At 38.6% G+C, this 7,518-nt stretch carries 11 protein-coding genes; 5 read left to right on the top strand and 6 right to left on the bottom strand.

Features of this window, described 5'->3' with window-relative positions; all coding sequences use genetic code 11:
• Positions 1 to 510: LysM peptidoglycan-binding domain-containing protein (locus C9914_RS11310; protein WP_158707420.1), on the top strand; the 510-nt coding region annotated here is incomplete at its 5' end.
• Positions 511 to 586: 76 nt separating this feature from the next.
• Here the strand turns inward: C9914_RS11310 and C9914_RS11305 are convergent.
• From C9914_RS11305 to C9914_RS11285, 6 genes are all read right to left on the bottom strand, one after another.
• Positions 587 to 1,426 (bottom strand): hypothetical protein, encoded by an 840-nt coding sequence (locus C9914_RS11305; RefSeq protein ID WP_106765498.1) that lies wholly within the window; start codon positions 1,424 to 1,426, stop codon positions 587 to 589.
• A gap of 413 nt (positions 1,427 to 1,839) precedes the next feature.
• Entirely contained in the window at positions 1,840 to 2,421 is a 582-nt protein-coding gene (locus C9914_RS11300) for a DUF4368 domain-containing protein (protein ID WP_158707419.1), read from the bottom strand.
• Positions 2,422 to 2,469: 48 nt separating this feature from the next.
• On the bottom strand, positions 2,470 to 3,534 hold the full coding sequence (locus C9914_RS11295; RefSeq protein ID WP_158707418.1) for a recombinase family protein: 1,065 nt from the start codon (positions 3,532 to 3,534) through the stop codon (positions 2,470 to 2,472).
• Positions 3,515 to 3,655 (bottom strand): hypothetical protein, encoded by a 141-nt coding sequence (locus tag C9914_RS11580; protein ID WP_158707417.1) that lies wholly within the window; start codon positions 3,653 to 3,655, stop codon positions 3,515 to 3,517. The genes C9914_RS11295 and C9914_RS11580 overlap by 20 nt, the downstream gene beginning before the upstream one ends.
• 129 nt (positions 3,656 to 3,784) lie before the next feature.
• Positions 3,785 to 4,660: a ParB/RepB/Spo0J family partition protein gene (locus tag C9914_RS11290; RefSeq protein ID WP_106765492.1), complete on the bottom strand. Its 876-nt coding sequence runs from the start codon at positions 4,658 to 4,660 to the stop codon at positions 3,785 to 3,787.
• Between the two features lie 127 nt (positions 4,661 to 4,787).
• Positions 4,788 to 5,132 (bottom strand): hypothetical protein, encoded by a 345-nt coding sequence (locus C9914_RS11285; protein ID WP_106765490.1) that lies wholly within the window; start codon positions 5,130 to 5,132, stop codon positions 4,788 to 4,790.
• 311 nt (positions 5,133 to 5,443) lie between these two features.
• Here C9914_RS11285 and C9914_RS11280 point away from each other — a divergent pair.
• From C9914_RS11280 to C9914_RS11270, 4 genes are all read left to right on the top strand, one after another.
• A protein-coding gene (locus C9914_RS11280) for an IS3 family transposase (protein WP_106765488.1) occupies positions 5,444 to 6,582 on the top strand; the annotation gives its coding sequence in 2 pieces (ribosomal slippage) (positions 5,444 to 5,693 and positions 5,693 to 6,582; 1,140 coding nt in all).
• 72 nt (positions 6,583 to 6,654) lie between these two features.
• Complete coding sequence (locus C9914_RS11275) at positions 6,655 to 6,858, top strand: holin (protein WP_408003201.1); 204 nt, start codon at positions 6,655 to 6,657, stop codon at positions 6,856 to 6,858.
• A gap of 30 nt (positions 6,859 to 6,888) precedes the next feature.
• Positions 6,889 to 7,056 carry a hypothetical protein gene (locus C9914_RS11575; RefSeq protein ID WP_158707416.1) on the top strand — a complete coding sequence of 56 codons (168 nt, stop codon included), beginning with the start codon at positions 6,889 to 6,891 and terminating at the stop codon, positions 7,054 to 7,056.
• Positions 7,053 to 7,518: glycoside hydrolase family 25 protein (locus C9914_RS11270; protein WP_207654845.1), on the top strand; the 466-nt coding region annotated here is incomplete at its 3' end. The genes C9914_RS11575 and C9914_RS11270, both read left to right, overlap by 4 nt.

The following is a 7,518-nucleotide window of genomic DNA, read 5'->3' as shown; positions in this document are numbered from 1 at the left end:
CCAAGCTACAATTGTGCAATCTGGCAGTACTCAGAAAATGGCAGTGTGCCAGGCATTTCGGGTTCAGTTGATATGAACTGGATTTTTAAAGACTACACATCTACCAAACCCACAACAACTAAGCCAGCTACAAAGCCAAGCAGTGTTAAAAAGACAGATTATTCTGTCAAAGTCACTGCCCAGGATGGGCTTAATGTTCGCAAAGGGGCAGGTACAAACTACAACATAATCACTGCTTTGAAATGTGGCACTATGGTATCTGTAAGCAAGGTAACAGGCAATTGGGGCTATGTCGGCAAGTACGGAGGCTGGATATGCCTTGATTACACTGCTAAAGTCAGCACAACTTCGACTGTAAAATCAGATAAGGTTTATTATACAGTTAAGAGCGGTGATACACTTAGCTATATCGCATACAGATATAGTACAACAGTAGACAAGCTTGTATCGCTTAACAATATCAAAAACAGAGATTTAATCTATGTCGGTCAGAAGATTAGAGTAAAATAACATAAAATGACTAAGAGCTGTACCCACACGAAAGTGTAGATACAGCTCCTTTTTGTTTGCTATATTTTTTGATTTTTTAATTTTTTCTTAATACAAAATCACTTACTTTAATATAACCATTTTCTTCTGTTATGTATTGGTCATCTGCAAAAACTGTAAAACAAATTTCGTTTATATCTTGCCAAGAATGTTCTTTTGCAAGTTCTGAAAGTTTTTTGCAGAACTTACCACTTTTCAAAGGAAAATCAATGAATTGATTGTGATTAGAATTTTTTACTTGAAATTGTACTTGAGATATTCCTTTAGATAATTCTAAATCAAAACAAAGAAAATAATCTTCCTTACAAAAACTAATCCAATTTTCTGAAGGTGAAAATGAAAAAAGCATCATACTGAATTGACATCCTGGAAGATTTTTTATTGATTGAGGAATATCTATGTTTCCTGATACAAATGAACATCCATTATTCAAAGTCTTTATAATACATATATCTCGTGTTTTCTTAAATGAACTCAGCATTTGAATTGGAGAATATTCAGAATATTGTTCTATGATTTTAAAATCGGAATTTAATGTTTTATGAGGTTTTGCAGTGTTAGAATAAAAATTAATGTCCCCATGATGTTCTTGTGCGTTAATTGCAACTCCAGTATTTTCAGTAATGTTTTGAGTAATTGATACATTTGGTTTTATCAATTTAAGTATATTTTGAAGTTCTTTATCCATCTTTAAGTATTCTTTTAGCATACCTTCTGATTTTAAATATACATCTGGAGTAGAATTAGCTATTTCCTTGATTTTTTTCAATTCTTCATTACTCAAATTCCAGTTAAACAACTTCTTTTGTAAATAATCAGTTGTTATTTTTAAACCATTTTTTAAAATTTCCCATAGTATAGAAGTTAAAAAATCCATAGTTACCTCCAATTAAATTATTTTAAATTTATTATAAATTTATATTACCGAAAAATCAATTCACAATATATACATAAATACATACCTAATTTTATCACAAATGTTAAATGCAAAATTATAAAGTTAATTATCATAAGTTTCCTGGTTGTATTAATTTTCTGCTAAGTTGTGTGTTTTAACTTATACTAAAAAGTAGATTAAAGCTAAATAAAACAATGACAATGTTCGTAAGAAAATAACAAATAACTAACAAAAATCCCTTTAAAACCGCATAAATACCGCAATATCAAATCACCCGCACCATATCGAGTATTCATAACCAACCTGAGAGTTGGATGAGGACACTCGATTTCTTTTTGCCTACATTTTGCATCTTCTTGTATGTATGAGCAGGGATTACCCTGCTCTTTTTGTTATGCCGGTAAAGCATTCGGGACATATTCAACGGCAACGCCTTTTCGGGTTTCCTCACGGTAATTGTGCCGTCTTGCAAGACTCGGCAGTTCCAGATACCCTACAAACTTATAGTGTATCTTTATCATCTGCTTGCGTTTTTTGCCGGTGGCCGTGACCTCGTACACATCAATGCGGTCAATGAGTTCCTGCAAGAGAGGTGCTGTGAGCTTATCCATCTGCATGAATTTCCGAACAGCGGCAATGAACTTTTCTTTCCCGAGCTGCATTTCATCAACTTCCGACAGGCGTTTACGGTATGCGGAGATTTTCTCTTTCGGTTCTAATCGTTCGGTTTCGTACTTTTGAGAAAACCGCATAAACATCTCGTCATTCAGTTTGCCCGCTACATTGTCCTCATAGCACTTGATACACAGCTCCGACACCTGCTCACTGCGCATAAGACATTTTTGTAGCTCGCTCTCAAGATGCTTTTTCTCTTTGAAAATGTCGGCATTTGTTTTGTCGGCAAGCAGCGTTGCAAAGTCTTCCTCGTTATCACAAATACATTTTGATAGCCTGCGAAGCTCTAATGTTACCACCTGCTCAATGGCGTCAGCTCTCAAATAATGCGTGGAGGAACAGGTGCCTCAGTTTCCGTGGTAATTGCCGCACATAAAGAACGGAATATCCTCTTTATCATGCTTGATGTTAAACCACAGCTTTTTTCTGCAATCGGCACAGTAGAGCAAATCGCAGAACATATTGCGCTCACAGTTTTCCGGTTTGGGATTGCGGCGGCGGGTTTTGCCTATAAGCTTCTGCACCTGCTCAAATACCTCGCGGTCAATAATCGGCTCGTGAACATCCTTGAAAATCATCCATTTATCTTCAGGATTTGCATACCGCGTTTTATTTTTGAATGATTTGGAGCAGGTTTTGAAGTTGATAATATCGCCGCAATACTCCTGTTGAGAAACAATTTTGGATACTGTCGTCTTGCACCATTTGTACGGGTTCAGCTGCGTTTTCTTGCCGCCTCTCAGCAGTCCCTTGCTTGTCATAGAAACTAATACTTTGCGTTCCTGTAAGATTCGGGCGATTGTTTCGGCACCCTTGCCCTCAAGACACATTTTGAAAACGCTTTTCACCACCTCTGCCGCCTCCGGGTCGACAACCCACTTCTTTTTGTTTTCAGCGGATTTCATATATCCGTAGGGCGGTTGAGATAAAGGCTCACCCATACTGCCCCTCAGTCTGTGTGATGAACGAATTTTCTTGGATATATCCCGTGCGTACATTTCGTTTAAGATGTTCTTGAAGGGAGCAATTTCGCTTTCGCCCTCCTCGCTGTCTATTCCGTCATTCACGGCGATGAACCGAATGTCGTGATCTGGAAAATACACATCTGTATAATTACCGACCGAAACATAATCTCGTCCGAGACGGGATAAGTCTTTTACCATTACGGCGTAGATATATCCCATTTCAATATCCGATATTAACTGCTGAAATCCCGGTCGGTTGAAATTTGTCCCTGTATATCCGTCATCCACATAGAATTTTATATCGGTCAATCCTTTTTCCTTTGCCTTTTGCGAAAGCAGCGTTTTTTGATTGACGATTGAATTGCTTTCACCGTCCATTCCGTCATCACGGGACAAACGGCAATAAAGCGCCGTTATCCCGATTTTGTTATTCTTTTTCGGCTGCATTATTATCCTCCTTCCCGGCAGCCGTACAATCATATTCGGTGCTTATTATATTACTTGAACCGACGGACGGCAAATCTGCGAAATCGCTTGTGAGATAATTTCCGATACGGTTATTCAGCAAAGTATTCCCTTTGGGTTCTTTGTAGTTAGGTTTTTGAAATTTCGACTCAACCACATATCTTACGCTGTTAATAACATATTCCTGTGGTGCGGCGCCGAAGCCTACAATAAACTTATTTATAAGCCCTTCTTATCTCGCGTTGCGATTATGCTGACGGTCATATTCTTTTTTGACAAGCTTAAGCAGGTATTCCAACATTTCAGCCGGTGTCATAGATGACGGCACATATTTGCGAATATCGTCCATCGGGATTTTCAGCTTTTCAATTTGATTGGGTTTAACCTCAGCCATAATTTCAGCTACGGTATCGTAGTCAAGTTTGCCTTCTTCAAAAGCGGCGCGCATACGGCGAGCTTGTGCGTGGGATGGAAAGTTTTCGGTTTCATCGATACGGTCAATGACATCCCTTTGGGCTTCTTCATTAAGAAAAGACAATTCGTAAGCCGGGAGCATTTTCATTTTGCCGTTATCTACATATTCTTGAAGTTCGGGCATTAGATAGGTCAATCGAATTAGGCGCTGCACAGTTCTTCCGCTGTCGGCATCCGAAACATTATCTCGCGACTTGTGGCCAGTCTGTCCACAAGTGCGTCCCTGATGAGAAAGTGCGTCCGCTTTCATTCTGTAAGACCGCGCCTTTTCCATAAGGGACAGATTTTCACACTGACAGTTTGAATCTACCATTAAAATCGTGGCTTGGTCACGGTCGATAAAATGGACAACCGCCGAGACCTCTTTTATTTCAAGAAGCTCGGCGGCGTGCACTCTGCGGTGCCCGGATATGATTTCGTATTCGTCCTGTTTCTCCTCAAGTGGGCGGACGATAATGCGGTTTAGAAATCCGTATTCTTTTATGCTTTCAACAAGTTCCGTCATTGACTCATCATCAAGCACCTTGTAGGGGTGGCTCTTAAACGGGTGAAGCTTTTCAAGCTTAATGTTCATAAGCTTCGGTTTGGGTTGCTTTACTACCTTTTCGGCAGACATTTTGGTTTCGTTTTTCATTCAACATAATCCTTTCGTAATTCATTTTTCTTTTTGTCTGCCGTCTCTTGTAGAAAATTGTGTATAGGAAAATATGATTGAAACGGCAGTTTGGTTTGTGTTTCATAATTACTGCCTTTCAATGTTGTCACTCTTGGCCTTCGCCGTAGTGTGCTTCTGCAAATAATCCTTTGTAAATGATTTCGCAATCGTAATTGTTCAGTGCTTTTGAAAACCTGTGATATTTGTGCTTAGTTTTTTCGGACAAATTGTTGTGACCGAGCCAAATGTGATCGACATTGGTTTGAAGTCTTAAAAGCAGCCTTGTGATTTTATGAAAGATTTCAGGCGGCTTTTCGTTAACAATCATATCGTTTACAAGCCAATACAGAACTGTTTTTTCAGGGGCGTTGCATAGTTTACTGATCCTTAAGAAATTCTCTTTTTCGGCTTTTGTCATCCGAACTTGAACATAGTGCTTTCCGTTTCTCAAGCATTCACCTCCCTTGATTTTTCAATTTCAATATCCAGCTTTTTGGTCAGCTCATTAGATAGTCGTTTTGATGTTCCTACCGCTTCTTCGCAGAGCGTATGGAACTGCGGCTCATCCAATGTTCCGATTTGATTCAGAACAATTAAGTGGTGGTTTATTTCATCGCTGATACATTTAAGTCGGTTATAATAGCTCTCATAATCAATGCTCGGCGTGTGCACAAGCTTGCAGTTTGCAATGATATGATGGATATATAATAAAAAAGTGGACAAGTATGATAAAATAGAAGACAGAAAAAGGAGGAATAAAAAATGTCTTCAAAAAATCCGAAATACACCCAGGAATATAAGCAAACAATAGTCAATCTGTACCATTCGGGAAAAACATATTCTGAAATACACAAGGAATATGGAATTTCTCACAGTGCTTTATCCAATTGGATAAAGCAGTACTCAGAAGTAAAAATTGATGATGAAACAGTTTTTACAGCCAAACAAATAAAGGAGCTTCAAAAACGCAATGCCCAACTTGAGGAGGAAAATCTAATACTAAAAAAAGCCATTGCGATATTCACGCCAAACTCAGGCAAAGACTGAATGCCGTAAAGCTGCTGTCATCAGAACACGCTGTTACAACGCTTTGCCGTGTTCTTAGTGTCAACAGAAGCACATATTACAAATTTCTTCATCACAAGCCCTCTGAAAGAGAGCTTGAAAACCGTAGGATTCGAAGTTGTATTGCCGAGCTTTATGCAAGATCAAAAAAACGCTTCGGAGCTTACAAGATAAAAAATTGCCTTGCCGGTGAATATCGCATAAATATAAGTACGCAAAGGGTTTATCGCCTTATGAAAGGTATGAATCTGCCAAAAATGAGTACTATCAAGCCGTCCTATCCAAAACACAAAACAGCTTCAAATGAGCATTGCCCAAACATATTGAAACAGCGTTTTAATCCATCCCAACCTAATAAAGTATGGGTATGTGATTTTACATATCTTCGTGCCGCGGGAAGATTTTATTACCTTTGTGTAATACTTGATCTGTTTTCAAGAAAGGCTATCGCATATAAATTATCTCCACATCTCAACACAAAGCTTGCAATTGAAACACTTGATTCAGCTGTCGCCAACCGTAATATTTCAGGCAGCCTACTCTTTCACAGTGACAGAGGTTGTCAGTTTACAGCAGAAGCTTTCAGGAAACATTTGGACGAGCTAAATATTGTTCAGTCATTTTCCGCAAAAGGGCATCCTTATGATAATGCTGTAATGGAGTGCTTTTTCAAGTACTTGAAAAAAGAAGAAACCAACCGCAGAACTTACTCTTCCTTTGATGAACTGAAACTGAGCATTTTTCAGTATATCAACGGTTTCTACAATTCTTTCAGACCTCATTCTCACAATAACGGCCTCTCTCCTGATCAGGCAGAAATNAACCAGTCTTTATGATGAAGAAATCAAGGTTATCAATCACCGTATCAGCGACTTAGAACAAGATTCAAAATGAAGGAGAGGTTAAATATGATGAGTACAAAAGCTAAAAAATGGATTAAAGCAGCAGGCATAAGAGCGATTAGAACAGTTGCTCAGACGGCAGTTGCTACAATTGGTGTATCAGCAGTTATGCAAGATGTAAACTGGGCTATGTTAGGCTCTGCAAGTTTACTGGCAGGCATTTTATCTGTACTTACAAGTATAGCTGGATTGCCAGAAGCGGAGGACTGAACGGATTAAACAATGAAAGGAAGTATTATAATGACAGAACAAATTAAAAGACAATTAATCAAGGCTCTTGCATATGGCAAAAGCAAAGACGAAATCAAGGAATGTATGGGTATATCTGATGAAGACATTAATAGCATTACAGCCAAGGAAGTTGAAGCGGAAAAGGTTTATTATAGGGAAATGGGGTATCTTCAATGAAAGAAAAATTGATTGATGTATCGACTTGGAACGGAAATATCGACTGGGATAAGGTCTATAAATCAGGTGTAAGATACGCTATGATTCGTTCGAGCTTTGGTGTTGAAAATCCTAATCAGGTCGATAATAAGTTTGTGCGCAATATTACAAACGCTCAGCGAGCTGGTGTTAAGTGCGGCATTTATCATTATAGCTATGCAAAGTCTGCTGCTGAAGCCAAAAAGGAAGCTGAATTTTGCTTAAAAACAATTAAGGGCTACAAGCTTGACTTGCCAGTAGCTTTCGATATTGAGGATTCCTCGCAGACTCATCTTGGCAAAGATACTCTTACAAGTATTGTTATTGCCTTCTGCGATAGAATCAAGTCTGCTGGCTATCGTCCAATGCTCTATTGCAACCCGAATTGGCTATGCAATTATTTGCATAAAGACAAGCTGATAAATAAGTACGACATCTGGCTTG

The sequence above is a fragment of the Pseudoruminococcus massiliensis genome, assembly GCF_900291955.1.
GTDB lineage: Bacteria > Bacillota > Clostridia > Oscillospirales > Acutalibacteraceae > Pseudoruminococcus > Pseudoruminococcus massiliensis.
The sequence above is the reverse complement of the archived record's forward strand: the minus strand, read 5'-3'. Positions and strand labels throughout refer to the sequence as shown.

Excerpts from the sequence above, each read along its gene's own strand:
- C9914_RS11575 (WP_158707416.1), top strand. The coding sequence starts at position 6,889 with ATGACAGAACAAATTAAAAGACAATTAATCAAGGCTCTTGCATATGGC.
- C9914_RS11305 (WP_106765498.1), bottom strand. The coding sequence starts at position 1,426 with ATGGATTTTTTAACTTCTATACTATGGGAAATTTTAAAAAATGGTTTA.
- C9914_RS11290 (WP_106765492.1), bottom strand. The coding sequence starts at position 4,660 with ATGAAAAACGAAACCAAAATGTCTGCCGAAAAGGTAGTAAAGCAACCC.
- C9914_RS11295 (WP_158707418.1), bottom strand. The coding sequence starts at position 3,534 with ATGCAGCCGAAAAAGAATAACAAAATCGGGATAACGGCGCTTTATTGC.
- C9914_RS11275 (WP_408003201.1), top strand. The coding sequence starts at position 6,655 with ATGATGAGTACAAAAGCTAAAAAATGGATTAAAGCAGCAGGCATAAGA.